The organism is Amycolatopsis sp. NPDC003865, from assembly GCF_053605345.1.
Window position 1 is genome coordinate 470208 of sequence record NZ_JBSGJA010000002.1, and the last position, 25336, is coordinate 495543.

Here is a 25336-nt window from a genome sequence, read left to right on the forward strand (position 1 = left end):
CTTACTACGGGGGCATTTTCACCATGGGCAAGATCGAACAGCGCGTGCTGGCGGCCGCGCTGCTGGGGGCCGTCGCGATGTTCGGCGTCGTGGGGTTCGCGCGCGGGGAGGAGACCGCGGCGCCGGCGCAGGGGGTGCCGGTCGCCGCGGATTCCCACTATCGAGTGACTTCTTGGGTCGGCACCCCGGCAGAAGTCGTTGTGCGGCAAGGAAATCCCGATTTCTTCCTGACCTCCTGGACCGGCCGCCGCTCCTGAACTGTCGGGGGTCGCTGTTAGGAAGGGAGCACGCCGAAGGCCGGCGTGCAGGGGGAGGAACAGGAACATGGATGTGCGCCGGGTCGTCGCGCTCGTCGCGGCGGTCGTGGTCATGGGGGTCGTACCCGCGGTCGCTTCGGCGTCTTCGCCGACCTGGCGGCCGTGCGCGACACAGCAAGAGCCGACAGCGGAATGCGCGACGGTCGACGTGCCGATCGACCGTTCGCGACCGGAGCTGGGTTCGGCGCGGCTCGCGCTGGCGCGGCTGCCGGCGGCCGATCCGTCCCGCCGGCTCGGTTCGCTGCTGGTGAACCCGGGCGGGCCGGGCGGCTCCGGCGTCGGGTTCGTGCAGTTCGGCGGCCTGGCCTCGCCGGACCTCGCGCGGCTGCGGCAGCGATTCGACGTCGTGGGATTCGACCCGCGCGGCGACTGGTTCAGCACGCCGCGCATCACGTGCGACCCCGGGAGGCTGTTCGACCCGGCACTGGACCGGTTCCCCGCTTCTCAAGCGGGTTTCGACGCGCTGGTCGCGCACAACCGCGTGGCGGGCGAGGACTGCCTGGCGCGTACCGGGCCGTTGCTGGCGAACGCGGACACGCAGAGCGCGGCCGAAGACATCGAAACGATCCGCGCGGCGCTCGGCGAAGCCAAGATCTCGTGGCTGGGTCTGTCGTACGGCACGGAACTGGGTGCGGTCTACGCGTCGAAGCACCCGGACCGGGTGCGCGCGATGGTGCTGGACGGCGCCGTCGACCACGCCCGCCCGCTGCGCCAGGCGATCCTCGAGGAGGCCGCGGCGACCGAAGACGCGCTGGTCCGGTTCGCGGGCTGGTGCCGGGTCTCGGCCGATTGCGCCCTGCACGGCCAGGATGTCCTGCGTTTCTACGACGACATCGTGGCCCGGGCGGGCCGCGGCGCGGTGTGGGCGGGTGACCTGGGCCGGCCGGCGACGGCCGACGAAATCTCGGCGGGCGTCTACAACCACCTCTACCTCCGTGACGAGTGGCCGGCGCTGGGCAAGGCGCTGGCCGCGGCCGGCGGCGAGTTCCCGGACGCTCGCGGGCTGACCGAGCGGAACCAGTTCCTCTCCCCGATCTACGGGGCGTACCGGGCGATCGGCTGCCACGACTTCCCGTCGCCGTTCACCGGGCCGGCGGACCTGGGTGTCATGGCCGGGCTGCTTCGCGCGGTGGCGCCGCACAGCTGGCGGTACTCGGAGTTCTGGGACTTCACCAGCGGCTGCACCGGCTGGCCGGTCCCGGCGAAGAACCCGCCCCAGCCCCACCCGGTCCGCGGTGCCCCGCCGATCTTGGTCGTGGGAGGCGCCCACGACCCGGCGACGCCACTGTCCTGGGCTCGCGGCCTGGCGGCGAGCATCGACGGCGCGGCCCTGCTCACCCGCGCCGACGACGGCCACACGGGGCTGTTCAACTCCGCGTGCGCCCGGGAGGCCGAGGTGAACTACCTGGTGAGCGGGCTCACACGCGGTCATCGCCAACTCTGCCGGTGAACCCGGGAACAACGACGGGGAGTGCCTCGTTGGACCGGGTACGAAGGTTGAGTGCAGTCGACTCAAGTCCGACTTGACGACCGGCACGAAGGCCCCAGTAAACTTGCCAAGGTCCCGCTCAAGGCGGCGGCGAACGTGCAGGTCACGAACATAGCAGGCTTACACAGGAGGAAAGCACCATGGCGCGAGCGGTCGGCATCGACCTCGGCACGACCAACTCGGTCGTCGCCGTCCTTGAGGGCGGCGAGCCGACGGTCATCGCCAACTCGGAAGGCTCCCGTACCACCCCGTCGATCGTCGCCTTCGCCAAGAACGGCGAAGTGCTGACCGGTCAGCCGGCGAAGAACCAGGCCGTGACGAACGTCGACCGGACGATCCGGTCCGTGAAGCGGCACATCGGCACCGACTGGAAGACCGAGATCGACGGCAAGAACTACACGTCGCAGGAGATCAGCGCCCGGGTGCTGATGAAGCTCAAGCGCGACGCCGAGGCGTACCTGGGCGAGACCATCACCGACGCGGTGATCACCGTCCCGGCGTACTTCGAGGACGCGCAGCGGCAGGCCACCAAGGAGGCCGGGCAGATCGCCGGCCTGAACGTGCTCCGCATCGTCAACGAGCCGACCGCCGCCGCGCTGGCGTACGGCCTGGACAAGGGCGAGAAGGAGCAGACCATCCTGGTCTTCGACCTCGGTGGTGGCACCTTCGACGTCTCGCTGCTGGAGATCGGCGAGGGCGTCGTCGAGGTCCGCGCGACCTCCGGTGACAACCACCTCGGTGGTGACGACTGGGACGAGCGCATCGTCAAGTGGCTGGTCGACAAGTTCAAGGCGACGAACGGCATCGACCTGACCAAGGACAAGATGGCGCTGCAGCGCATCCGCGAGGCGGCGGAGAAGGCCAAGATCGAGCTGTCCAGCTCGAACTCGGCCAGCATCAACCTGCCGTACATCACCGTGGACGCGGACAAGAACCCGCTGTTCCTCGACGAGACCCTCTCGCGCGCCGAGTTCCAGAAGATCACCTCGGACCTGCTCGACCGCACCAAGGCGCCGTTCAACAACGTCATCCGGGACGCGGGCATCTCCGTCGGCGACATCGACCACGTCGTGCTCGTCGGTGGTTCCACCCGCATGCCGGCCGTCGCCGAGCTGGTCAAGGAGCTGACCGGCGGCCGCGAGCCGAACAAGGGCGTGAACCCGGACGAGGTCGTCGCGGTCGGCGCGGCGCTGCAGGCCGGTGTCCTGAAGGGCGAGGTCAAGGACGTCCTGCTGCTGGACGTGACCCCGCTGTCGCTGGGCATCGAGACCAAGGGTGGCGTCTTCACCAAGCTCATCGAGCGCAACACCACGATCCCGACCAAGCGCTCGGAGATCTTCTCCACCGCGGACGACAACCAGCCGTCGGTGCAGATCCAGGTGTTCCAGGGTGAGCGCGAGATCGCCGCGCACAACAAGAAGCTCGGCATGTTCGAGCTGACCGGTCTCCCGCCCGCCCCGCGTGGCGTGCCGCAGATCGAGGTCACCTTCGACATCGACGCCAACGGCATCGTGCACGTGACCGCGAAGGACCTGGGCACGAACAAGGAGCAGTCGATGACGATCACCGGTGGCTCCGCGCTGCCGAAGGACGACATCGAGCGCATGGTCAAGGACGCCGAGGCGCACGCCGAGGAGGACAAGGCCCGCCGCGAAGAGGCCGAGACGCGCAACCAGGCCGAGACGCTCGTCTACCAGACCGAGAAGTTCCTCAAGGACAACGACGACAAGCTGCCCGAGGAGCTCAAGGGCAAGGTCAAGTCGGCGATCGACGAGTCGAACGAGGCCCTCAAGGGCACCGACTCGGCGAAGATCCGCGAGTCGATCGAGAAGCTGAACGCCGCTTCGCAGGAGCTGGGCACCGCCCTGTACGCCAACGCGAACGCCGCTCAGCCGGGCGCCGAGGGCGCTGCTGGTGCGGGTGCGGCCGGGGACGCCGGTGCGGCCGGCGGCCAGGCCAAGGCCGATGACGTGGTGGACGCCGAGATCGTCGAAGAGGACGAGAAGAAGTGACCCACAGCTACGACGAATCCGAGAACCAGGGCCGCGGCCCCGAGGAGCCGGTGGTCGTGCGGGATCGGCGGCGGGTGGACCCCCAGACCGGGCAGGTTCGCCCGCCCGGTCCGGCCCACGCCGCGCCGGAGCCGGAGGACGCGCCCGTGGAGCACGCGGGCCCGTCGCTTGGCGAGTCCATTGTGGACGATTCGGTGACGGTCGTCTCCGACGTCGAGAAGGAGCTGGCCGAGCGCACCGCCGACCTCCAGCGCCTGCAGGCGGAGTACGCCAACTACCGCAAGCGTGTGGAGCGTGACCGCGAAGCGGTCGTGCTCGGCGCGAAGGCGACCGTGGTGAACGACCTGCTGCCGCTGCTCGACGACCTCGAGCGGGCCGAGCAGCACGGTGACCTCACCGGCGCGTTCAAGGCGGTCGGCGACAAGCTGATCAGCGGCCTGCAGCGCGCGGGGCTCGAGTCGTTCGGCGCCGAGGGCGAGGCCTTCGACCCGAGCGTGCACGAGGCCGTGCAGCACAACACCTCGCCGGACGTGGCGGGCCCGACGGTCACCGTGGTCATGCGCCGCGGCTATCGGTTCGGGGACCGCGTACTGCGGGCGGCGCTGGTCGGCGTGACCGACCACGAGCCCGGCGCGGCCCCGGTGGACCCGTCCGTCGGTGGCGAGCTGCCACTCGACGGCGGACTCGATGACCAGCACCAGTAAGAGACACCAAGTGGGAGGAGGAGACGCCCGATGAGCGCACGGGAATGGATCGGTAAGGACTTCTACCGTGAGCTGGGCGTCTCCTCCGACGCCACGGCGGACGAGATCAAGAAGGCCTACCGCAAGCTGGCCAAGGAGAACCACCCGGACGCGAACGCCGGCAACGCGCAGGCGGAGCAGAAGTTCAAGGCGGTTTCCGAGGCCTATGGCGTGCTCTCCGACGCGAGCAAGCGCAAGGAGTACGACGAGGCGCGGCGCCTGTTCGGCGGCGGGGGTGGGTTCAACTTCCCCGGTGGCGGCGGCACCGGCGGCTTCGACATGGGCGACATCTTCGGCCAGGCCGGGGCCGGCCAGCAGGGCGGCTTCGGCGGGCTCGGCGACATCCTCGGCGGGCTGTTCGGCCGGGGCCGGACGACGGCGGGCGCGACGGCCAACCGGCCGCAGCGCGGGGCCGACGTCGAGACGGACGTGCGGATCGACTTCGTCGAGGCGGTCAAGGGCGCGACCCTGCCGCTGCGGCTGTCGAGCCCGGCGACCTGTTCGACGTGCGGCGGCAACGGCGCGAAGCCGGGCACATCGCCGCGGACCTGCCCGACCTGTTCCGGGTCGGGGCTGGTCAGCCGCAGCCAGGGCGCGTTCGCCTTCTCCGAGCCGTGCCGCGACTGCCGCGGCCGCGGGACGATCATCGACGACCCGTGCCCGGAGTGCGGCGGCGAAGGAGTCAGCACGCGGACCCGCACGCTGACCGTCCGGATCCCGCCGGGCGTCGACGACGACCAGCGGATCCGGCTGGCCGGCCAGGGTGAGCCGGGCCGGGGCGGCGCGCAGGCGGGTGACCTGTACGTCCGGGTGCACGTGGCTCCGCACGCGCTGTTCGGCCGCAAGCCGAAGTCGCTCGACCTGACGCTCACCGTGCCGGTGGACTTCACCGAGCTGACGCTCGGCACCACGATCACGGTGCCGACGCTGGACGCGAAGGTCTCGCTCAAGGTGCCGCCGGGCACCGCGAGCGGGCGGGTGCTGCGCGTGCGCGGCAAGGGCATCGCCAAGCGCGACGGTTCGCAAGGTGACCTTCTCGTCACCCTCCAGGCGGCGATTCCCGCCAAACTGGACGACAAGGCGCGCGAGGCACTGCAGGCGTACGCCGAGGCGATGGCCGGGCACGACCCCCGGCCCGAGATCACTGAGCTGCTCGAAGGCAGGTGAGTGTGATGTTCGGCGGGATTCCGCAGGAGGGCGACGAGGAGACGCCCGTGTTCGTCATCTCGGTGGCGGCCCAGCTCGCCGGGATGCACGCGCAGACGTTGCGCACCTACGACCGGCAGGGCCTGGTGTCGCCGGGCCGCACCGCCGGCGGCGGCCGGCGTTACTCGATGCGGGACATCGCGTTGCTGCGCGAGGTGCAACGTCTGTCGCAAGAGGACGGTGTGAACCTGGCCGGCATCAAACGCATCATCGAGCTGGAGAACCAGGTCGACGCGCTGCGGGCCCGGCTGTCGGAGATCACCGAGGAACTGGCGGCGGCGTACGCGGCGGCGGAACAGGCCGCGGCGGCGGCGCACGCGTCCTACCGGCGGGACCTGGTCCCGCTCAACCAGCAGACCGCGATGGTGGTCTGGCGGCCCAAGCGCCGCTGACCGCTGGAGCGAAAAGGGCCTCCCCGGGCGACCGGGGAGGCCCTTTCGCGTCACAGCTCCAGCCGCGGCCACTTCGCCAGATCCGCCAGCATGCGGCGGTCGTGCGTGGCCACCACCACCGCGGCCGGGGTCGTCAGCAGTGCTTCCGTCAGCTCCTCGACCAGCGTTGCCGACAGGTGGTTGGTCGGCTCGTCGAACACCAGCAGGTCCGGGTGGCCGGCCAAGCGCAACGCCAGATCCAGCCGGCGCTGCTGGCCCTGGGACATCCGGCCCACCGGCGTGCGCAGCGCCTCCGCGTCGAGCAGGCCCATCGCCGAAAACGGGACCCCTTCGCGCTCGAACAGCCGGCGCGCCGTCAGTTCCTCCGGCCACGCCGGGACTTCCTGGCCCACCAACGCGATCCGTGCGCCGGGTGCCCGGCGGACCGAGCCGCTCGTCGGGGCCAGCTCGCCGGTCAGGGCCGACAGGAACGTGGATTTGCCGGTGCCGTTGGCGCCCGTCACCAGCAGCCTGTCGCCGCGGGCGACCGACACCGTGACCGGCTTCCGGAGGCGACCCGCCACCGTGACCCCGTGCACGACGACCAGCGATCGGCGCGGACCCGTGCCGAAATCGGGCCAGCGCAACGACAACGGTGGCTCCGGCACCGTCACTCGGTGCGCCTCCAGCGCCGCCCGCTCGCGGTTCAGCGCCTGGACCACGCCGGGCGCGCGGGACTGGCGCTGGTGGCGGCCGGTGCCCTTGTCCGGCCGCCAGCCCGTGCTGAGCCGGTCGCGGGCCTGCGTCACCGCGAGCGTCAGCTGCCGGTGCGTGTCCTGCTGCTCCTCGAACTCCTGCACCCAGCGGTCGCGGTCGCGGCGGCGACCGTCCTGCCAGGCCTGGTACCCGCCGGCGTAGAGGCGCGGGCGGCCGTCTTGGCTGGGGTCGAGGTCGAGGTACTCCGCGGCGACGTCGGCGAGCAGCGCGCGGTCGTGGCTGACCAGCGCGACGCCGCCGTCGTGCCCGCGCAGGCGGGCGGTGAGGAACGCGAGGCCGTCGGCGTCGAGGTGGTTGCCGGGCTCGTCGAGCAGCAGGAAGTCGTGCCGGGCGCCGAGCAGGCAGGCCAGGCGCACGCGGTAGCGCTGCCCGACCGACAGCGTGCTCAGTTCGCGGGTCCGGTCGGTGCAGGCGGCGAGGGCTTCGAGGGCGACGTCGACGCGGCGCTCGGCGTCCCACGCGTCCAGACGCGTGGCCGCTTCGAGCGCGACGGCGTAGCTGTCCTCCTCGAAGTCCGAAGCCGCCGCTTCGAGCGCTCGCAAGGCGGCGTGGGCTTCGCGAAGTGCCTCGGTGGTCAGGGTGCCGACGGTTTCGCCGGACCGGAACGGCAGCGCCTGCCGGGCGACGCCGATGGTGCCCGTCCGGTGGACGGTGCCGTGGTCCGGCGCCCGGAGCCCGGCGAGGACGTGCAGCAGCGTGGTCTTGCCGCGCCCGTTCTCGCCGACGATCGCCAGCCGGGACCGGGCCGAGACGGTGACGCTCACGTCGTGCAGGACGCGGCGGGAGCCGAGCGTGACGCCGACGCCTTCCGCGCGCAGGTGGGCGTGTTCGGTCGCAAGGGGATTCAAAGGATGCTCCGCAGCTCTGGAGGGAGCCGGGCAGCACAAGAGGGGCCGCCCGGCGATGGCCGGAACGGCGGGCAGGAAAGAGTGCGCCGCCGCTAGCGGCGGTTGCGCAACCTCGCGAAGACGGCGAAGGAGAACGTCATGATCGCGAGGCTAGTGCGGCGCGGGAAGGCGGCCAAGCGAATTTCGGCGCGGGGAGAGGTCCGAGACGGGCGGGCGACGGCCGCGAGCCGCTGGGGACAGAAGCCGGCCGCGAGCAGCCGGGCAGGGGGCTGCTCGCGGCCGGCACCCCGGGGCCGCGGGGACGTCACACCTTGAAGTTCAACAGCTGCTTCACCTCGGCGGTCCGCGACTCGATCACCCGGCGGGCCAGATCCCGCGCCGGGCCGTTGATCCCGCCGTTCGCCGAGTTCTCCGTCTGGGCCAGCTCGACCGCCCCTTGCTGCTGGCCGGTCAGCACGTCCAGGAACTTGCGGGGGAACTCGCCGGCCGGGGCCGTGCCGAGTGCTCCCACCACGTCCGGTGCCGTCATCTTCATGCCGCCGTGGCCCGCGTGGGCCTGCGGGTTCATGTCCATCGACTCCGGCCGGCCCCAGGCGCGCAACCAGTTCTTCATGTCGGCGATCTCGGTCTGCTGGGTCGACTCGATCGCCGCCGCGAGCTCCTTCAGCGCCGGGGGCAACGGGTGGTCCGCGGCCAGCCGGACGATGTCGATGCCCTGCTGGTTCTGCGGGATCAGCATCTGCAGGAACATCACGTCGGCCGCGTTGTACGCGGGTGGAGCCGCCGTCGCGCTGCAACCCGTCAGCAGCAGCGCGACAGCGGCGAGCCATATCCTCACTGGCGCTGCCAGAGCGCCGGGGTGTTCGGCGGCTCCCAGCCCGCGATCGCCGTGTGCGGCTGGATGCAGCGGTAGCTCACCCCGTTGTAGGTGACCACGTCACCGACCTTGTACGCCGTCCCGGCCGCCCACGTGCCGCTCGACGGCGGCGGCGTGGTCGTGGTCGTCGGCGGCGTGGTCGTGGTCGTCGGCGGGCGGGTCGTGGTCGGGGGCGGGGTCGTCGTGGTCGGCGGTGGGGTCGTGGTGCCACCTCCGCCGATCTGGAGGTCGACGCAGCTGTAGAACGCGTTGGCCGTGTCGGAGATGTTCCAGATCGCCAGCACCTTGACCCGGCCCGAGTACCCGGCCAGGTTCACCGTGTGCGAGACGGTCGCCGGGGGCTGCTGGTTGTTGCCCGCGATGTTCGCCACGCGCGTGCCGCCGATGTAGTACTCGTAGCTCGCGGTGGCGTGCCGGGCGGTGAACACCCAGTTGAACGTCACCGTCGTGCCGACCGACTTGGCGGGCCACGGCTTCGACTCGTCGGCCAGCTCGGCGAACTGCGACAGTCCGGCGTTGCAGCTGCGCAGGCCCTTGGGCCCTTCGACACTCTGGGGTTCGTAGACGATCTGGCCGCAGTTCGGGACCTTCCCGGCCGCGCAGTTCGCCTGCCGGCTGGGCGGGTCGGAGATGTAGCCGTGGGCGCTCGCGGTGGTGGCGGGGAGGACGACGACCAGTACGGGGGCGAGCAGGACCCCGGCCGCGGCCGCGAAAAGCTTTCTGTTCCAGGTCATTTCGGCTCCTCGAGGGGGAACAGCGTCGTTCCAAGGGGAGGACGAGCGAGCACATCCGGGGAAGATGTGGTCTAGACCATAAGTCGATTCGGGCACAACGGTCAATCAACTACAGCCGTTCGGAGAGATCGCTAGCCCGCTCGGCTCAGTGCGAAGGTCGCGCCGGTTGCTGCAGGTGTTCGCCGAAGAACGCCGTCACCCGGCGCCACGCGTCCTCGGACGCCTCGTGGTGGTAGGTGAACCCGACCACCTTGAGCAGCAGGTTCAGCGGCGCCGCGACGTCGATCTTGTTGGCGAACCCGTGGCTCGCGCCGTCGTACTCCTTGACGTCGTGCGGGATTTCACGCTCGGTGAGCGCCGTCTCGAGCTTCGCCGCCGCGCCGCGCAGTGAGAAGTCCTTCTTGCCGAAGCTCGCGACGATCGGGCAGGCGTCGTCGAGCACCGAGAGGTTCTTCGGCAGCTGCCCGTAGTAGGGCGCCGACGCCTCGAAGCCGCGTGACGCCGCGACGAGCGCGAAGCCGCCACCCATGCAGAACCCGGCGATGCCGATCCGGCCCGACGAGTCCGGGCGGGCGGCCAGGAGCGCGCGCGACGCCTCGATGTCGTCGAACGTCCGGCCCTGGTTCGCGAACATGTCCGAGAACACGCGGCGCACGCAGCGGCGCATCCCGCCGCGCGAGTACAGGTCCGGGCTGAGCGCGAGGTAGCCCTCGGCGGCGAAGCGGTCGGTGATGTTCTTCGTGTCCTGGCTCAGCCCGAACGCGTCGTGGATGAGCACCACGCCCGGGTGCGGTCCCGCGCCGGCGGGCTCCGCCAGGTAGCCGCCGATCGTGCCGTCCGAAACCGGAATAGTCATCTCCATATCGGCGAAGATAGCGAGGATCGACGCCTGCCGCGCGTGCCTAGTCCATGGTGAACGGGTCGAAGCGGATGCGCTCGAGCTCGACGCCGGCGGTCAGCAGCTTCGCGATCGTCGCCCGGATCATCTCGGGTGAACCGGAGACGAGGACCTCGTGGTCCTTCCACGCGCCGCGCTGGGTCACCGCGTGGGCGAGCGTGCCGCGGTCGCCGCCGGGCACCGCGCCCTCCTCGGTGACCGGGGTGACCGTCAGCCACTTCGACACCGCGGTCAGCCGCCGGAGGTCGTCCAGCGCGTAGAGGTCCTCCGGTCTTCGGCCGCCGAAGAACAGGTGCACCGGCGGGTTGCGCTTCCAGTGCGCGAGGTCGTCGAGGATCGAGACGAACGGGGTGACCCCGGTCCCGCCGGCGATCATCAGCAGCCGCTTCCGCGTCGCGGTCGGGCGGACGTTGAGCGCGCCCATCGCCGGCCCCAGCCGCCAGACGTCCCCCGGCTTCGTGTGGTTGACGATGGAGCCGCTGACCCAGCCGCCCGGCACCGCGCGCACGTGGAACGACATCTGGCCGTCGCCGCGCGGCGCGCTCGCCGGGGAGAGGTAGCGCCACATCCGCGGCCGCTGCGGCACCTCGACGCTGATGTAGCTGCCCGCCCGGTACGGCAGCAGCCCCTCGGTCTGCACCCGCACCATCGCGACGTCGCGGGACAGCTTGCGGTGGTCGAGCACCCGCGCCGCCCACGACGCCGGCCCGGTCTCCGCCTGCGCGGCCTCGCGCATGGTCTTGGCGATGAGGCCGTACGCCGTCGTCCACGCGGCCTCCACCTCGTGCGTCCAGCTCTGCTTCAGGAACCGCTTCAACGCGGCCAGCAGCGCGGTGCCGACGGCGTCGTAGTGGCGGGAGATGACGGCGAACTTGCGGTGGTCGCGGCCCAGCTGCGCGAGGAAGGTGATGAGCTCGTCGGGCCGGTCGACCATCTGCACGACGTACACCAGCGCGCGCAGCAACCGGCTCCGCTGACCCGTCATGGTGACCGGGAACATGTCCCGGCATTCCGGGGCGATGACGAACAACGCGCCGTAGAAGTACTGCGCGACTTCGTCCGCTTTCGGCTCGATCTCCGCAAAACTTTCACGAATAAGCCTGGCCAGTTCGCGGCCTTCCACCGCGGAAACGGGAACGGTCTGCGGCGGTGGTTGTACCTTCAATGATTCGGCGTTCATCGGGAACGGTAATCTCCAGTCGTGCATTGGCTTTTCGTGCCGTGTGTGCGGCGTCGCCGTGCGGTGCCGCCCCCGAGGGTTCCTGACTGTAGGCGAATTCCCGTGCAGATGCGCGTGATTCCGCGCGGTCCGCTCGAACGGAGCAATTTCGCCACACGCGGTCAACGTCGTCTGGCGCTGCGTAAAAACGATCACCCGGACGGTTTACGCGAGTCGCGTAACAATTCTCGTGTTTCGTTCGATTCGTGCGCGGAAGGAGTGTGTCCGGCGAATTGCGGTGCTAGTCGATCGTGAACGGGTCGTACTGGATCTGGTCCAGCGCGCTGCCCGCGACCAGCATGCGCGACACCGTCGCGCGGATCATCGCCGGCGAACCGGAGACGAGGATGTCGTGCTCCGGCCAGGAGCCGTACCGCGTGACCGCCTCGGCCAGCGTGCCCTGCTCGAACCCGGGGACGTCGCCGCCGTGCTCCACCACGGGCGTCACGTTCAGCCAGGGGTTGACCGACGCGAGCGCGCGCAGCTCTTCGAGGTCGTACAGGTCCTCGCGGGCCGGCCCGCCGTAGAAGAGGTGCGTCTTCGGGTTCTCGCCCCACAGCGCGAGGTGGTCGAGGATCGAGCGCAGCGGCGCGACACCCGTCCCGCCCGCGACCATCAGCACGCCCCGTGACGTTTCGCGGTCGACCGTCAGCCTGCCGAGTGGCGGGCCGAGCCGCCAGACGTCGCCGGGCTGGGTGTGGCTGACTATCGCCCTGGACACCCAGCCGCCGTCGATCGCGCGGACGTGGAACTCGATGCCGCCGTCCTCGCGCGGGGCGTTCGCCGGCGAAAGGTAGCGCCACAGCCGCGGCCGCTGCGGGACTTCGACGCTCACGTACTGGCCGGGCTGGTAGGGCACGGGCTGGTCGGGCAGCAGCCGGACCAGCGCGAGGTCCCAGGTCAGCCGCCGGTGCTCGACGACGGTCGCCGACCACGACGGCGGGTTGGTGTCGGCCGCGGCGGCGTCCTGCATGGCCCGCGCGGCGATGGTGAACGCCTCGGCCCACGCGCGCTCGACCTCGGGTGTCCACTCCCGGCCGAGGTGGTTCTTCAGCGAGGCGAGCAGCGCCGTGCCGACGGCTTCGTAGTGCCGCGGGACCACGCCGAACTTGCGGTGGTCGCGCCCCAGCTGCCGCAGGAACGGCGCGAGGTCGTCGGGCCGGTCGACCATCTGCACGATGTGCACCAGGGCGCGCACCAGCCTGCCGCGCTGGATCTCCATGTTGATCGGGAAGAAGTCGCGCGTGGTCGGCGCGAGGGTGAACAGCATCCCGTAGAAGAACTGGGAGATCTCGGCGATGTAGGGCTCCGACTTGGCCCAGCTGTCCCGGATGAGCCGGACCATCGCGGCGACGGCCGCCGGGGCCTCACGCGGGGCCGAAGACCTGGGGAGCGGGCTGACCGAGTCGGCGGTCATGGGTTGCGGCCGCCTCCTGGATCCATCGCCACTGCTTGCACCTCGTCAGTCGGCCGCGCCGCGCGCGCGTCCGTCCGCAGGGTAGCCGCCGGGCGCCCTTTTGCCCGCATTGTTGCTCCGACCGGGTGTATTGCGGCCGGTGACGGCGTGGGCGACCTCACCGGGCTGATCCTTGCTCGCGCAAGCGATCGAGAATAAACTTGTATTGCACAAGTATTACAGGGAGGGTCCTGATGGGCTTCGACGACACCGACGACGACGTCCGGGTCGAGCTCATGCGTGAGCTGAAGACCGCGTCGCAGCTCCAGCACGCCTGGATCATGCAGGCGTGGCAGGACCAGCCCGGGCTGCACCCGGCGGCCGCGATGCTGCTGTCCGACCTCGCCAAGAACGGCGAAGCCCGGCCGTCCGAACTGGCCAAGCGCCGGTTCGTCGACCTGTCGGTGGTCTCCCGGCAGATCACGCAGCTGTCCGCCGCCGGACTGGTGGACCGCCGTCCCGCGCCCGAGGACGGCCGCGCGTCCTTGGTGAGCGTGTCCGAGAAGGGCCGGGCCGAGCTCGCCCGCTGGCGGGCCAACTACCTCGAGTTCATGGAGCAGGCGCTCGGTGGCTGGGACGACGAGCGCGTCACCGACCTCACCGGACGGCTCGCCGAGATGAACGCCGACCTCCGGCGGGCCCTCGGCGGCGCCGCCTGCCTGGCCGACACGAACAAGTGACGCGAGTGCTCGCGCAGGCGCACCGGCAGTTGCATTCTGCACTCCGGAATGTGTCCGTTCGGGCCTGACTCTGCGGCGTGCCCCAGGGTTAACGTCGGAAGGTGACGCGTAGCCGGGTCGCACTGCTGTGCGCGCTGGGGATCGACAACTTCGGCTCAGGTCTGTTCCTCCCGTTGGCGCTGGTCTACGTGACGCAGGTGGTCGGCGTTCCGCTCGCGGTGGCGGGCACGGCCGTCACGCTCGGCACCGTCGGCGGGCTGGTCGTGCCGCCGCTGGCCGGCCGGCTCGTCGACCGCGTCGGACCACGGACCGTGGTCATCGGCGCCCAGCTGCTGCAGGCCGCCGGCGCGGGTGCCTACCTGCTCGCCGACGCCGCCGGACCGGTCGTGGCCGCCGCGGTGCTGCTCGCCACCGGCCAGCAGCTCTTCTACAGCTCCCTGTTCGTGCTCATCGCCGACGTCGCGGGCGACGTCCCGAAGGATCGGCCGTTCGCCGAGGTGGGGATGGTGCGGGCCGGCTGCTTCGGCCTCGGTGGGCTCGTCGCGGGGGCACTGCTGACCTGGCTCGGCGAGGGCGGGTACCGGGTCGCGCTCGTCCTCGACGCCTTGACGTTCTTCGTGGCCGCGTCGGTCCTGGCCGTGTTCGTCCGGCTCGCGCGGCCGCACAAGAAGCAGTGCGAACGGTCGGTCAAGGTGCTGCGCGACCGGCCGTACCTCGCCCTGATCCTCTTCAGCGGCCTCTTCGGGCTCTCCCTCGACTTCTTCCTGATCGGCACGCCGGTGTTCGTGCTCGACCGGCTGCACGGCCCGGCCTGGCTGCCGGGCGCGATCCTCGCCCTGCTGACCGTGCTGACCAGCGTCGGCGGCACGCTCGCGCTGCGGCTCACCGCCCGGCTGACCCGGATCGCGGCGATGCGCGCGGGCTCGGCGCTGTTCGCCGTCTGGTGCCTGGTCACCCTCGGCGTGCTGCTCGTCCCGGATGGCTGGCAGGTGGCGTACCTGCTGGTCTCCACGCTCATCTTCGCCGCGGGCGACCTCGTCTTCGGGCCGCGTTCGGGTGCGCTCGCCGAGGCCGCGGCACCTCCGGTGGCCCGCGGCCGTTATCTGGCCGCGTACCAGTACGCGTTCACGGTGGCGCAGGTCATCGCGCCCGCCGTGGTGGCGTTGTTCTCGGTCGCCGACTGGTTACCCTGGGTGCTGGTCGGGGCGTGCGCCGGGCTCGCCGTCGCCGGGCTGGGGATGCTCGGGTCGCGGTTGCCGGCGGGCGCCGTCGCACCCGGTCAGAGTTGAGCGGAACAGACTCAAGTTTTCGTGCGTTAGAGATAGTGACAGGTCACGGTCAGGCCTGTCACCTGGACTTTTGAAGTACCGAGCATGAGGTGAGGGATGGACGCTTTCAACCCGACCACGAAGACCCAGCAGGCGATCTCGTCCGCGGCGCAGGCGGCCACCATGGCCGGCAACCCGCACGTGTCGGCCGCCCATCTGCTGGGCGCCCTGCTGGCGCAGGGTGAGGGGCTGACCGCACCGCTGCTGACCGCGGTCGGGGCCGACCCGGGGGTGGTGCACAAGGAGCTCGAGCCGCTGATCGCGGCGCTGCCGTCCGCGACCGGCGCGACGGTGTCGAGCCCGCAGTTCGACACCTTCGCCGTCAAGTCGCTGACGCGTGCCCAGAAGCTGGCCACCGAGCTGGGCGACGAGTACGTCTCGACCGAGCACCTGCTCGTCGGGCTCGCCACCGAAGGCGGCCAGGTGGCCGACCTGCTCAAGCGCCACGGCGCGACGCCGGACGCGCTGCAGGAGGCGTTCGTCAAGGTCCGCGGCTCCGCCCGGATCACCAGCGAAGACCCGGAGAGCACGTTCAAGGCGCTGGAGAAGTACGGCGTCGACCTGACCGAGCGCGCCCGGAACGGCGAGCTCGACCCGGTCATCGGACGCGACACCGAGATCCGCCGCGTCGTGCAGGTGCTGTCTCGGCGCACGAAGAACAACCCGGTGCTGATCGGCGAGCCGGGCGTCGGCAAGACGGCCATCGTCGAAGGCCTGGCCCAGCGCATCGTCGCCGGGGATGTGCCCGAGTCGCTGCGCGGCAAGCGCGTCGTCGCCCTCGACCTCGGGTCGATGGTGGCCGGCGCGAAGTTCCGCGGTGAGTTCGAGGAGCGGCTGAAGGCCGTGCTCAAGGAGATCACCGACTCCGCGGGCGAGGTCATCACCTTCATCGACGAGCTGCACACGATCGTCGGCGCCGGCGCGACCGGCGAGGGTGCGATGGACGCGGGCAACATGATCAAGCCGATGCTCGCCCGCGGCGAGCTGCGAATGGTCGGCGCGACCACGCTCGACGAGTACCGCCAGCACATCGAGAAGGACGCCGCTCTCGAGCGGCGCTTCCAGCAGGTGCTCGTCGGCGAGCCGTCGCCGGAGGACACCATCGCGATCCTGCGCGGCCTCAAGGAGCGTTACGAGGTGCACCACGGTGTCCGGATCACGGACGCCGCGCTGGTCGCCGCCGCGACGCTCTCCGATCGCTACATCACCGCGCGCTTCCTGCCGGACAAGGCGATCGACCTGGTCGACGAGGCCGCGTCGAAGCTGCGCATGGAGATCGACTCGCGGCCGGTGGAGATCGACGAGGTCGAGCGCGCCGTGCGGCGGATGGAGATCGAGGAGATGGCGCTCGCCAAGGAGGACGACGCCGCCTCGAAGGAACGGCTCAACGCGTTGCGCGCTGAGCTGGCCGAGAAGCGCGAGACGCTGACGGCGCTGACCGCGCGCTGGCAGAACGAGAAGGGCTCGATCGAGAAGGTCCGCGAGCTCAAGGAGCAGCTCGAGCAGCTGCGGGGCGAGTCCGAACGCGCCGAGCGCGACGGTGACCTGGGCAAGGCCGCCGAGCTGCGGTACGGCCGGATCCCGGCGCTGGAGAAGGAGTTCGAAGCGGCCACCGCGGCGAGCGAGGTCAGCCAGCAGAACGTGATGCTCAAGGAAGAGGTCGGCGCGGACGACGTCGCCGACGTCGTGAGCGCGTGGACCGGCATCCCGGCCGGCCGGCTGCTCGAGGGTGAGACCGGCAAGCTGCTCCGGATGGAGGAGGAGCTGGGCCGCCGGGTCATCGGGCAGGCCGAGGCCGTGCAGGTCGTGTCGGACGCGGTGCGCCGCGCCCGGGCCGGTGTCGCCGACCCCGACCGCCCGACCGGCTCGTTCCTGTTCCTCGGCCCGACCGGCGTCGGCAAGACCGAGCTGGCCAAGGCGCTGGCCGAGTTCCTGTTCGACGACGAGCGGGCGATGCAGCGCATCGACATGAGCGAGTACGCCGAGAAGCACTCGGTGGCGCGCCTGGTCGGCGCCCCGCCGGGGTACGTCGGGTACGACCAGGGTGGCCAGCTGACCGAGGCCGTCCGGCGCCGGCCGTACTCGGTGGTGCTGCTCGACGAGGTGGAGAAGGCCCACCCGGACGTCTTCGACGTGCTGCTGCAGGTCCTCGACGACGGGCGGCTGACCGACGGCCAGGGCCGGACGGTGGACTTCCGCAACACCATCCTGATCCTGACCTCGAACCTCGGTTCGCAGGCCATCGCCGACCCGTCGCTCGACGAGCGGCAGCGTCGGGACGCGGTGCTGAACGTGGTGCAGCGGCAGTTCAAGCCGGAGTTCCTCAACCGGCTTGACGACATCGTCGTGTTCCACTCGCTCGGCACCGAGCAGCTGACGTCCATTGTGGACATCCAGGTGGCGCGGCTGGCCGCGCGGCTGGCGCAGCGCCGGCTCAACCTGGAGGTCACCGACGGTGCCCGCGAGTGGCTGGCGCTGAACGGCTTCGACCCGATCTACGGTGCCCGCCCGCTGCGGCGGCTGGTCCAGTCGGCGATCGGCGACAAGCTGGCGAAGGAGCTGCTGTCGGGTGAGATCCGCGACGGCGACACGGTCCGGGTGGACATCCCGGAGCTGGAAGCCGGTGACGCGCTGACGGTCCAGCGCGTCTGAGTTTCACCAGGCCAACCGGCGTTCGTCTTCGTAGACGGCGCCGGTTGGCCCGTTTTCGTCCACAGTGGCCAGCCGGATGGCCACTGCCGCGCCCTCTTCCGGGGTGCGGGTGCCGCGGAAGCCGTTGAAGTCCGTGGCGACGTGGCCGGGTGCCGCGCCGTTGACCTTGATGGCCGTGTCCGCCAGTTCGCGTGCGTAGTGGACGGTGATCGCGTTGAGCGCGGTCTTCGAGCTGGAGTAGGGCATCGACGGCTGACCCGCCCATGCGCCCGCTTCGCCGATCGAGCCGCGCTTGCTGGTCACGTTCACGATCCGGCCCGCCGGTGAGCGCCGCAGCAGCGGCAGGAACGCGTTGGTCACCCGGACCACGGCGAACACGTTGGTCTCGTAGACCTCCCGCAGGCTCTCCGCGAACTCTTCGGACGGCTTCCCGTACCCGCCGGTGTTGATCCCGGCGTTGTTGACGAGCACGTCCAGCTCGCCGATCTCCGCCACCGCCTTCGCGACGTCCTCGTCGGACCGGACGTCGAGGCGCACGAACCGCGCGCCGATCTCCGCGGCGGCGGCCTTCCCGGCCGCTTCGTCGCGGGCTCCCACGTAGACGGTCATTCCCCGGCCGGCCAGCCCGGCCGCGATCGCTTTGCCGATGCCCTTGTTCGCGCCGGTCACCAATGCTGTTGTCATGACAACACCGTACGCGTCTGTTGTTGTCATGACAACATCGACGTAGGGTGGCGCGGTGGACCGGCTCAGCAAGGACGAGATGGCGTTGTGGCACGCGTGGAAGCGTGCCGCCGAAACGGTGCGGGCCCGGGTGGCCGAGGATGTCGCCGCCGCGACCGGACTGTCCGATCCGGACTTCGGCGTGCTCACCCGCGTCACCGAGGACGGGCGCGGACGGTTGCGGCAGAACCAGCTCGCCGACTCGATGGGCTGGCACCGCAGCCGGTTGTCCCACCACCTGACCCGCATGGAGCAGCGCGGGCTCGTCACGCGGCGGCCGGTCGACGGCGGTGTCGAAGTCGTCGTCACCGACGCCGGACGGGCGGAAGCCGCCCGGGCGCGGCCGGTGCACGCCCGGGCCGTGCGGGCGCACCTGGTCGAACCGCTCGGAAAAGCCGACCGTGCCACGTTCTTCGCGTGCCTTGAAGCCCTGACCGAATCGCGCGATTAGGCGATTTGTCGACCCGGGGACGGGGAAATGGTCCGAACGGGCCAGGCGACACGGGTACCGGCGATCATCTCTTCGGCGTAGCAGGCGATACCCTGCACGTCGTGGGTATTCCGGCGTGGATCTGGTTCGTCATCGCGGCCGTCGCCCTGGTGGCGGGCCTCGGGCTGCTCGCTGCCGACCGGGCGAAGGAGGGCTCGCGCAACCGCGAGCGCATGCGCTGGGCCCAGTTGCGCGGCTGGCAGTTCGTCGAAGAGGACGAACGGCTGCCGCAGCAGTGGTCCGGTGGGGCCATCGGCTACTTCGGCGCGGACGCCGCCGTGAACGTCGTCGCGGGGTCGACCTTCACCTCCGACGGCCGCCGCCCGGTGTTCATCTTCGACATCGAGTCAGAGGGCCAGATCCCCGCGGTCGTCGTCGCCGTGCGCTGCAACAAGAAGCACCGGATCCCGATCGAGATGTGGCTGTCGAGCGTGCCGTTCCAGCGCGCCGACATGCCCGAGATGCTCGGCCCGATCGGTTCGCGCTACGCCTTCGCGGACGACGCCGACGGTGCCCGCGTGGTCATCACCCAGGAGCTCGTCGACGCCGCGGACCAGCTCGGCGGCGACGTCGGCGTGGCGTGGCTCGAAAACGAGTGGGTGCTCGCCAGCGTCGTCCCGACCGCCGGCCCGTCGCGGCTCGAGCGGCTGCTGCGCGACCTCGGCGAGATCGCGGACATCGTCGACCCGTTCGACGAGGACTACGACGCGGGCCGCCACCAGGCGAGCGCGCCGATCCCGTCCGCCGGGGGGAACCCGCCGACCCCGGCCGCCGGGACGCCGATCCCGCCGCCCGCCGAGCCGCGGGACTAGAGCACCGGCTGGTCGAGCACGCTGGCCGACAGCGTGCCGCGCAGCGACGTCGTGCCGCCCTGGACGTGGACCACGTGGTCGACGCCGAGGTCGCCGCTGAACGAGCCCGCCGTCGTCCTGACCAGGCCGGACGCCGGTCCGAGCTGACCGCCGAGTTCGTGCGCCTGCCCCACGTCGAGGTCGCCCGCGAAGCTGCCGATGGCGTGCACCTCCGACGTCGTCCCGACCGCGCCCAGCTGACCGAGGTCGACGGCCTGGCCGGACGAGTGGCGAGCGGCCACCCCGCCCGAGAGGTCCCCGGCGAAGAGCCCCGCGTCGAGCTGCTCGGCGTTCTCGCTCAGGACGTCGACGCCGTGGCCGAGCCAGACGCCTTGGCGGGCCCGTTCGACCGCGCCCGCGCGATCGCCGCGCGTGGCGGCCGCCTCCGTCTGGTCGGCCGCCACCCGGACGTCGCCGAGCTGCTTGCCGACGAAGTCGCGGCGGCTCGCCGAGAGCGTGTCGCCGTCGTTGTCGAGCGTCGTGGTGTGCCGGTGGTCGAGGGGCAGGGTGAGGTCGGCCGGGGACGCGAGCGCCGTCGCGGGGGCCGCGAACAGGAGGGCCACGGGCGCGGCGACCTTGGGCAGGTAGCCGCTCTTGCGCCTGCTGTGCTTACCCATGCGCGGACGATAGCCCGGTGGCGAATCGGGTGCATCCGGAGGCTCTGACCTGTGGGTATCGTTCACCCACATGACCACCACCGCTCTCATCACGGGTGCCACCGCGGGCATCGGCGCGCAGTTCGCGCGCACGCTCGCCGCCGAGAAGTACGACCTGGTGCTCGTCGCGCGCGACACCGCGCGGCTGGAGGCCTACGCCGCTGAGCTGCGGGAACAGCACGGGGTCGCCGTCGAGGTGCTGCCGGCTGACTTGTCCGAAGTGGACGGCCGGGCGGCGGTCGAGGAGCGGCTCGCCGCCGGGCCGGTCGACCTGCTGGTGAACAACGCCGGGTTCGGGCTCAACGGCGACTTCTGGACCATCCCGCCGGACGCGCTGCAGCGCCAGCTCGACGTCAACGTGACGGCCGTGCTGCGGCTGACCCGGGCCGCGCTGCCCGGCATGATCGAGCGCGGCCACGGCGACATCATCCAGGTCAGCAGCGTCGCGGGCTTCTTCAGCGGCCGTGGCTCGACCTACACGGCCAGCAAGAACTGGGTCACCTCGTTCACCGAAGGCATCGCCGCGTCGCTGCCGAAGGGCGTCCGGATGATGGCGCTTTGCCCCGGGTTCACCGCGACCGAGTTCCACCAGCGGGCCGGCATCGGGAAACCGGGCCCGAAAATCGCCTGGCTGGGTGTCGAACAGGTGGTCGGCGAGGCGCTCGCGGACCTGCGTCGCGGCAAGGTGATCTCGGTGCCGAGCCTGCAGTACAAGGCCGTCGTCGCGATCGGCGGGCTGCTGCCGCGCGCGGTGCTGCGCCGGATCAGCGGCGGTTTCGGCGGCAAGGGCCGCACCTGAGTAGGGCTGTCCCTACCGGCAAGACGCACGCGCGCACCAGGGTGGTTGCCCGACCGGCTCAATAGCGTTTTCCCCATGACGAATGAGGCGGTGCGGCTCGAGGCCGTGCGCAAGGAGTACGGCGGCGTGGTCGCGCTGGACGGGGTTTCGATCTCGTTCCCGCGCGGCGGGTTCACGGCGGTGATGGGCCCCTCCGGTTCGGGCAAGAGCACCTTCCTGCACTGCGCGGCGGGCCTCGACCGGCCGACGTCGGGCCGGGTCGTGCTCGACGGCCAGGACCTCGACGGCAAGAACGAGACCTACCTGACGAAGCTGCGGCGCGACCGCGTCGGCTTCGTCTTCCAGGCGTTCAACCTGCTCCCGGCGCTGACCGTCGAGCAGAACGTCGTGCTGCCGCTGCAGCTGGCGGGCAGGCGCCCGGACAAGCGGCTGGTCGCGCGGATCCTCGCGCACGTCGGGCTCGACGGGCGCCGCAAGCACCTGCCCGGTCAGCTGTCGGGCGGGCAGGCCCAGCGCGTCGCGATCGCGCGGGCCCTGGTCACCGATCCCGCCGTGCTGTTCGCCGACGAGCCGACCGGCGCGCTCGACACCCGCACCGCCGCCGACGTGCTCGGCCTGCTGCGCGACTCCGTCCGGTCGTCCGGGCAGACGGTGATCATGGTGACGCACGACCCGGTCGCCGCGTCCTACGCCGACCAGGTCGTGTTCCTGGCCGACGGCCGGATCGCCGGGCGCCTGGACCGGCCGACCGCGGAAGCCGTCGCCGAGCGGATGACCCACCTGGGCGCGTGGGGCCGGGTGGCGGCGTGATGTTCTCCCTCGCGCTGCGGACGCTGCGCCTGCGCAAGGGCGGCTTCCTGGCGACGTTCGTCGCCGTGTTCTTCGGCGCGCTGATCGTCTCGGCGTGCGGTGGCCTGATGGAGACCGGCATCCGGTCCGAGACGCCGGTGCAGCGGCTGGCGGCGGCGCCGATCGTCGTCGGCGGGCAGCAAACGCTTGCGGTGCCCGAAGACGACCCGGCGACCCTCGACCCCGAGGAGAAGCACAAGTACAAGAACGCGACCCTGCCCGAGCGCGTCCGGGTCGACGCGGCGCTGGCCGACCGCCTACGTGCGGTCCCCGGCGTCACGAACGTGGTCGGCGAGGTCAGCTTCCCGGTGCGGCTCGGCGCGGCGAGCGCGCTCGGGCACGCGTGGGACTCCGCCGCGCTGACGCCGTACGCGTTGACCGGCGACGCGCCGAAGCCGGGTGAAGTGGTCGTTGACGCCGACATGGGGATCGCCGCCGGGACCACTCTGCCCGTTGCCGCACACGGGACCATCGCCCAGTACCGCGTGTCCGGCGTCGCGAAGGCGCCCCGGTCCATGCGGGACCCGGCGCTGTTCTTCGCGGCCTCCGACGCGGAACGGCTCTCGGGACACCCGGGGCAGTTCGACGCGATCGGTGTCTTCGGCGGGGACGCGGCCGCGGTGTCGGCGGTCGTCGGCGACGCCGGCGTCGTGACGACCGGGGCCGACCGCGGGGCGCTGGAGTTCCCCGAGGTGACCAAGAGCGGCGAGAACCTGATCGTGCTCGCCGCCGTCTCGGGCGGGTTGTCGGCGATGGTCATGGTGTTCGTCGTCGCGGGCACGCTCACGCTGTCGACCCAGCAGCGCCAGCGCGAACTCGCGCTGCTGCGGGCGATCGGCACGACCCCGCGGCAGCTGCGGCGGATGGTGCTCGGCGAGGCGCTCGTCGTCGGGCTGCTCGCGGTCGCCGTCGCGGTCGTGCTCGGGCCGGTGCTGGGGAACTGGCTGTTCGACCAGCTGGCGGCCAACCACGTCGTCCCGGACGTGCTGCGGTTCGGGCAGGGCTGGATCCCGGCGATCGTCGCCGCGGGCGCGTCGCTGCTGGCCGTCTTCGCCGCGTCCTTCGTGGCCGGACGGCGGGCTTCGAAGGTCCGCCCGACCGAAGCACTGGCCGAAGCGGCCGTCGAACGGCGCTGGCTTACGCCGATCCGCCTGATCACCGCGATCCTGTGCTTCGCGGGTGGCACGGCGCTGGCCGTCGTCACGGTCGCGGTGATGACCGGCCCGGTCGCGGCCAGCACGTCCGGCCCGGCGGTGATGCTGTGGGCGTTCGGCCTGGCGGCGATCAGCCCGGGCGTCACCAAGGTGACGGCGATGCTGCTGCGCTGGCCGGTGCAGGCGTTGAGCGGGGTCACCGGCCGGGTCGCGCTGCGCAACACCCGCGTCGGCGCGGTGCGGACGGCGGGCGCGGTCACCCCGATCATGCTCGCGGTCGGCATCGCGACCGCCAACATCTACCTGCAGACGACCCAGGAAGCCGTCTCGAACCAGGCGTACACCGAGGACCTGCGCGCGGACGCCGTCGTGGCCGGGCCGGGCGGGCTGGACCCGTCGGTGCTGGGCCGCGTGCGCGCGACGCCGGGGGTCGCGAGTGCCTCGGAGTACGTCACGAGCTCGGTGTTCGTCGAGAAGCCGTTCGACTCGAACCACGACGACGACGGCTGGCCCGCGCTGGGCGTCAGCGAGCTGACCGGGAACGCGATCGAGGTGCCGGACACGCTCGGCCGCCACGTCGGCGACATGCTGTCGCTGCGGCTCGGCGACGGCTCGCCGGTGGACGTGCGGGTGGCTTCCGTCGTCAAGCAGCGCGCCGGGTTCGAGAAGCTCGTGCTGCCCGCCGGGCTGCTCGCGCCGCACACGACGGCCGGGCTCGCCCCGCAGGTGCTGGTGCGGGCGGCCGAGGGCGTCGACACGGCGACGCTGACTTCGCGGCTTCGCGAGGCGACGGCGGGATTGCCGGTCTCCGTCGGTGATCGCGACGCGCTCATCGCGGCGCACGCGAAGGGCAACGAGGTCGGCGCGTGGGTCAACTACCTGCTCGTCGGGATGATCATCGCGTACACGGTGATCTCGGTGGTGAACACGCTGGTGATGGCCACCTCGAAGAGGCGGCGGGAGTTCGGGCTGCAGCGGCTGAGCGGGTTCACCCGCGGCCAGGTGCTGCGGATGGCCGGCGTCGAGGGCGGCCTGATCGCGGCCATCGCGGTGCTGCTCGGGACGCTCGTCGCGGCGGGCTCGATCGTGCCGTTCTGCCTGGTGGTCAGCGGATCGGTGCTGCCGTCGGGGCCGCTCGCGATCTACCTGGTGGTGCTCGCGATCGCCGTGGTGCTCTCGCTCGTGGCGATCCTCGTCCCGGCCTGGGCGGCGACGCGCGGGCGTGCGGTCGACGCCACATCGATCGGGGAGTGACGGCGGGCGTGTGTAAGACTCACGGCCGTGGCGAACCCCGGGTTGGATCAAGCGGCGAAACTCGAACTGGCCAGGCTGGTCACCGATCTTTCCGTGGTGCACGGAAAAGTGACCTTGGCGTCGGGCAAGGAAGCCGACTACTACATCGATCTCCGGCGCGCGACGCTGCACCACGCGGCCGCGCCGCTGATCGGCAAGCTCCTGCGCCAGCTGACGGCGGACTGGGACTACGTGGCGGCCGGCGGCCTGACGCTCGGCGCCGACCCGGTCGCGCTGGCGATGCTGCACTCGGCGGCGAACGACGGCGTGGTGCTGGACGCGTTCGTCGTCCGGAAGTCCGTCAAGGAACACGGCATGCAGCGCCGCATCGAGGGCATGGAGGTCCGCGGCCAGCGCGTGCTGGCGGTCGAGGACACGTCGACGACCGGCGGCAGCGTCCTGACGGCGGTCGAGGCCCTGCGCGAAGCGGGCGCGAACGTGATCGGCGTGGTGACGGTGGTCGACCGCGACACCGGGGCGCGGGAGGCCATCGAGAAGGAAGGCCTGGAGTACCGGTACATCCTCGGCAAGGACGACCTCGGCCTGGACTGACGCACCGGGCCGGGGACCCGCGGGTCCCCGGCCTTCGCGCGGCTCACTTCTTGAAGAGGTCCTTCGCGGCGTCCTTGACGTTCTCGACCGCGCCCTTCAGCCCGGCCTTCGCCTGGTCGGCCTGGCCCTCCGCCTTCAGCTGCTCGTCGCCGGTGGCGGCCCCGGCCGTCTCCTTCGCCTTGCCGCCCAGCTCCTCGGCCTTGTTGCTGATCTTGTCACCCAGCGACATCGCGCACCTCCCGTTCGGACGGCACCCCGGCGGGGCACCCTGCTGCCGGAAGGACCACCGGGGCGCGTGATCGTCACGGACTCGCCGTGGTGACTCAGGTCACCCACAATCGGCCCGTGACGTTTTCCGCCCG

Annotated in this window: 24 protein-coding genes; 15 read left to right on the plus strand and 9 right to left on the minus strand. The window is 71.3% G+C overall.

From position 1 onward, the window contains the following. Nucleotides 1-23 precede the first annotated feature (23 nt). From ACWEVP_RS07135 to ACWEVP_RS07160, 6 genes are all read left to right on the plus strand, one after another. Nucleotides 24-257, plus strand: a complete 234-nt coding sequence (locus ACWEVP_RS07135) for a hypothetical protein (RefSeq protein WP_452061707.1) — start codon at nucleotides 24-26, stop codon at nucleotides 255-257. Nucleotides 258-324: 67 nt separating this feature from the next. Next, nucleotides 325-1767 carry an alpha/beta hydrolase gene (locus ACWEVP_RS07140; RefSeq protein ID WP_452061708.1) on the plus strand — a complete coding sequence of 481 codons (1443 nt, stop codon included), beginning with the start codon at nucleotides 325-327 and terminating at the stop codon, nucleotides 1765-1767. Nucleotides 1768-1946: 179 nt separating this feature from the next. Further along, a complete protein-coding gene (gene dnaK, locus ACWEVP_RS07145) occupies nucleotides 1947-3818 on the plus strand; it encodes a molecular chaperone DnaK (RefSeq protein WP_452061709.1) in 1872 nt (623 codons plus the stop codon). After that, entirely contained in the window at nucleotides 3815-4522 is a 708-nt protein-coding gene (gene grpE / locus ACWEVP_RS07150) for a nucleotide exchange factor GrpE (RefSeq protein ID WP_452061710.1), read from the plus strand. The genes dnaK and grpE overlap by 4 nt, the downstream gene beginning before the upstream one ends. 30 nt (nucleotides 4523-4552) lie before the next feature. Continuing rightward, entirely contained in the window at nucleotides 4553-5728 is a 1176-nt protein-coding gene (gene dnaJ, locus ACWEVP_RS07155; RefSeq protein WP_452061711.1) for a molecular chaperone DnaJ, read from the plus strand. Between the two features lie 5 nt (nucleotides 5729-5733). Beyond that, nucleotides 5734-6159 carry a heat shock protein transcriptional repressor HspR gene (locus ACWEVP_RS07160; RefSeq protein WP_400897588.1) on the plus strand — a complete coding sequence of 142 codons (426 nt, stop codon included), beginning with the start codon at nucleotides 5734-5736 and terminating at the stop codon, nucleotides 6157-6159. 50 nt (nucleotides 6160-6209) lie between these two features. On the opposite strand, the gene ACWEVP_RS07165 is transcribed toward ACWEVP_RS07160, so the two are convergent. The 6 genes from ACWEVP_RS07165 to ACWEVP_RS07190 form a co-directional block, all read right to left on the minus strand. Further along, nucleotides 6210-7763: an ATP-binding cassette domain-containing protein gene (locus ACWEVP_RS07165; protein ID WP_452061712.1), complete on the minus strand. Its 1554-nt coding sequence runs from the start codon at nucleotides 7761-7763 to the stop codon at nucleotides 6210-6212. A gap of 304 nt (nucleotides 7764-8067) precedes the next feature. After that, a complete protein-coding gene (locus ACWEVP_RS07170) occupies nucleotides 8068-8601 on the minus strand; it encodes a DUF305 domain-containing protein (protein WP_452061713.1) in 534 nt (177 codons plus the stop codon). Continuing rightward, a complete protein-coding gene (locus ACWEVP_RS07175; RefSeq protein ID WP_452061714.1) occupies nucleotides 8598-9374 on the minus strand; it encodes a lytic polysaccharide monooxygenase in 777 nt (258 codons plus the stop codon). Before ACWEVP_RS07175 ends, ACWEVP_RS07170 begins: the two co-directional genes overlap by 4 nt. A gap of 145 nt (nucleotides 9375-9519) precedes the next feature. Next, on the minus strand, nucleotides 9520-10236 hold the full coding sequence (locus ACWEVP_RS07180) for a dienelactone hydrolase family protein (RefSeq protein ID WP_452061715.1): 717 nt from the start codon (nucleotides 10234-10236) through the stop codon (nucleotides 9520-9522). Nucleotides 10237-10276: 40 nt separating this feature from the next. Beyond that, nucleotides 10277-11380, minus strand: a complete 1104-nt coding sequence (locus tag ACWEVP_RS07185) for an FAD-binding oxidoreductase (RefSeq protein ID WP_452061950.1) — start codon at nucleotides 11378-11380, stop codon at nucleotides 10277-10279. Between the two features lie 352 nt (nucleotides 11381-11732). After that, nucleotides 11733-12908, minus strand: a complete 1176-nt coding sequence (locus tag ACWEVP_RS07190; RefSeq protein ID WP_452061716.1) for a globin domain-containing protein — start codon at nucleotides 12906-12908, stop codon at nucleotides 11733-11735. A 233-nt stretch (nucleotides 12909-13141) separates the two neighbouring features. On the opposite strand from ACWEVP_RS07190, the gene ACWEVP_RS07195 reads away from it, so the two are divergent. The 3 genes from ACWEVP_RS07195 to clpB all read left to right on the plus strand — a co-directional run bounded on the left by ACWEVP_RS07195 (nucleotide 13142) and on the right by clpB (nucleotide 17607). Beyond that, nucleotides 13142-13627, plus strand: a complete 486-nt coding sequence (locus ACWEVP_RS07195) for a MarR family winged helix-turn-helix transcriptional regulator (RefSeq protein ID WP_452061717.1) — start codon at nucleotides 13142-13144, stop codon at nucleotides 13625-13627. Between the two features lie 101 nt (nucleotides 13628-13728). After that, the gene (locus tag ACWEVP_RS07200) at nucleotides 13729-14916 is read left to right on the plus strand and encodes an MFS transporter (protein WP_452061718.1); all 1188 of its coding nucleotides are present in this window, start codon (nucleotides 13729-13731) and stop codon (nucleotides 14914-14916) included. A 96-nt stretch (nucleotides 14917-15012) separates the two neighbouring features. Further along, on the plus strand, nucleotides 15013-17607 hold the full coding sequence (gene clpB, locus ACWEVP_RS07205; RefSeq protein WP_452061719.1) for an ATP-dependent chaperone ClpB: 2595 nt from the start codon (nucleotides 15013-15015) through the stop codon (nucleotides 17605-17607). Nucleotides 17608-17610: 3 nt separating this feature from the next. On the opposite strand, the gene ACWEVP_RS07210 is transcribed toward clpB, so the two are convergent. Further along, nucleotides 17611-18291, minus strand: a complete 681-nt coding sequence (locus ACWEVP_RS07210; protein ID WP_452061720.1) for an SDR family NAD(P)-dependent oxidoreductase — start codon at nucleotides 18289-18291, stop codon at nucleotides 17611-17613. Nucleotides 18292-18346: 55 nt separating this feature from the next. Between ACWEVP_RS07210 and ACWEVP_RS07215 the strand changes: the two genes are divergently transcribed. Together ACWEVP_RS07215 and ACWEVP_RS07220 are read left to right on the plus strand one after the other, a co-directional pair. Then, the gene (locus tag ACWEVP_RS07215) at nucleotides 18347-18781 is read left to right on the plus strand and encodes a MarR family winged helix-turn-helix transcriptional regulator (protein WP_452061721.1); all 435 of its coding nucleotides are present in this window, start codon (nucleotides 18347-18349) and stop codon (nucleotides 18779-18781) included. Between the two features lie 101 nt (nucleotides 18782-18882). After that, complete coding sequence (locus ACWEVP_RS07220; RefSeq protein ID WP_452061722.1) at nucleotides 18883-19632, plus strand: hypothetical protein; 750 nt, start codon at nucleotides 18883-18885, stop codon at nucleotides 19630-19632. Here ACWEVP_RS07220 and ACWEVP_RS07225 read toward each other — a convergent pair. Further along, the gene (locus ACWEVP_RS07225) at nucleotides 19629-20288 is read right to left on the minus strand and encodes a hypothetical protein (RefSeq protein ID WP_452061723.1); all 660 of its coding nucleotides are present in this window, start codon (nucleotides 20286-20288) and stop codon (nucleotides 19629-19631) included. The two genes, ACWEVP_RS07220 and ACWEVP_RS07225, sit on opposite strands and share 4 nt — an antisense overlap. A gap of 70 nt (nucleotides 20289-20358) precedes the next feature. Here ACWEVP_RS07225 and ACWEVP_RS07230 point away from each other — a divergent pair, with 70 nt between their 5' ends. The 4 genes from ACWEVP_RS07230 (at nucleotide 20359) to pyrE (ending at nucleotide 24974) form a co-directional block, all read left to right on the plus strand. Beyond that, on the plus strand, nucleotides 20359-21126 hold the full coding sequence (locus ACWEVP_RS07230; protein ID WP_452061724.1) for an SDR family NAD(P)-dependent oxidoreductase: 768 nt from the start codon (nucleotides 20359-20361) through the stop codon (nucleotides 21124-21126). A 75-nt stretch (nucleotides 21127-21201) separates the two neighbouring features. Further along, nucleotides 21202-21936, plus strand: coding sequence for an ABC transporter ATP-binding protein (locus ACWEVP_RS07235; RefSeq protein WP_452061725.1), 735 nt, complete (start codon nucleotides 21202-21204; stop codon nucleotides 21934-21936). Then, nucleotides 21936-24383: an ABC transporter permease gene (locus tag ACWEVP_RS07240; protein ID WP_452061951.1), complete on the plus strand. Its 2448-nt coding sequence runs from the start codon at nucleotides 21936-21938 to the stop codon at nucleotides 24381-24383. Before ACWEVP_RS07235 ends, ACWEVP_RS07240 begins: the two co-directional genes overlap by 1 nt. A 27-nt stretch (nucleotides 24384-24410) precedes the next feature. Then, nucleotides 24411-24974: an orotate phosphoribosyltransferase gene (gene pyrE / locus ACWEVP_RS07245; RefSeq protein WP_086841553.1), complete on the plus strand. Its 564-nt coding sequence runs from the start codon at nucleotides 24411-24413 to the stop codon at nucleotides 24972-24974. A gap of 43 nt (nucleotides 24975-25017) precedes the next feature. On the opposite strand, the gene ACWEVP_RS07250 is transcribed toward pyrE, so the two are convergent. Then, the gene (locus ACWEVP_RS07250) at nucleotides 25018-25203 is read right to left on the minus strand and encodes a CsbD family protein (protein WP_452061726.1); all 186 of its coding nucleotides are present in this window, start codon (nucleotides 25201-25203) and stop codon (nucleotides 25018-25020) included. Between the last annotated feature and the right edge of the window lie 133 nt (nucleotides 25204-25336).

Excerpts from the sequence above, each read along its gene's own strand:
- ACWEVP_RS07135 (WP_452061707.1), top strand. The coding sequence starts at position 24 with ATGGGCAAGATCGAACAGCGCGTGCTGGCGGCCGCGCTGCTGGGGGCC.
- ACWEVP_RS07140 (WP_452061708.1), top strand. The coding sequence starts at position 325 with ATGGATGTGCGCCGGGTCGTCGCGCTCGTCGCGGCGGTCGTGGTCATG.
- dnaK (WP_452061709.1), top strand. The coding sequence starts at position 1,947 with ATGGCGCGAGCGGTCGGCATCGACCTCGGCACGACCAACTCGGTCGTC.
- dnaJ (WP_452061711.1), top strand. The coding sequence starts at position 4,553 with ATGAGCGCACGGGAATGGATCGGTAAGGACTTCTACCGTGAGCTGGGC.
- ACWEVP_RS07160 (WP_400897588.1), top strand. The coding sequence starts at position 5,734 with ATGTTCGGCGGGATTCCGCAGGAGGGCGACGAGGAGACGCCCGTGTTC.
- ACWEVP_RS07175 (WP_452061714.1), bottom strand. The coding sequence starts at position 9,374 with ATGACCTGGAACAGAAAGCTTTTCGCGGCCGCGGCCGGGGTCCTGCTC.
- ACWEVP_RS07180 (WP_452061715.1), bottom strand. The coding sequence starts at position 10,236 with ATGGAGATGACTATTCCGGTTTCGGACGGCACGATCGGCGGCTACCTG.
- ACWEVP_RS07190 (WP_452061716.1), bottom strand. The coding sequence starts at position 12,908 with ATGACCGCCGACTCGGTCAGCCCGCTCCCCAGGTCTTCGGCCCCGCGT.
- ACWEVP_RS07195 (WP_452061717.1), top strand. The coding sequence starts at position 13,142 with ATGGGCTTCGACGACACCGACGACGACGTCCGGGTCGAGCTCATGCGT.
- clpB (WP_452061719.1), top strand. The coding sequence starts at position 15,013 with ATGGACGCTTTCAACCCGACCACGAAGACCCAGCAGGCGATCTCGTCC.
- ACWEVP_RS07210 (WP_452061720.1), bottom strand. The coding sequence starts at position 18,291 with ATGACAACAGCATTGGTGACCGGCGCGAACAAGGGCATCGGCAAAGCG.
- ACWEVP_RS07225 (WP_452061723.1), bottom strand. The coding sequence starts at position 20,288 with ATGGGTAAGCACAGCAGGCGCAAGAGCGGCTACCTGCCCAAGGTCGCC.
- ACWEVP_RS07230 (WP_452061724.1), top strand. The coding sequence starts at position 20,359 with ATGACCACCACCGCTCTCATCACGGGTGCCACCGCGGGCATCGGCGCG.
- ACWEVP_RS07235 (WP_452061725.1), top strand. The coding sequence starts at position 21,202 with ATGACGAATGAGGCGGTGCGGCTCGAGGCCGTGCGCAAGGAGTACGGC.
- ACWEVP_RS07240 (WP_452061951.1), top strand. The coding sequence starts at position 21,936 with ATGTTCTCCCTCGCGCTGCGGACGCTGCGCCTGCGCAAGGGCGGCTTC.
- ACWEVP_RS07250 (WP_452061726.1), bottom strand. The coding sequence starts at position 25,203 with ATGTCGCTGGGTGACAAGATCAGCAACAAGGCCGAGGAGCTGGGCGGC.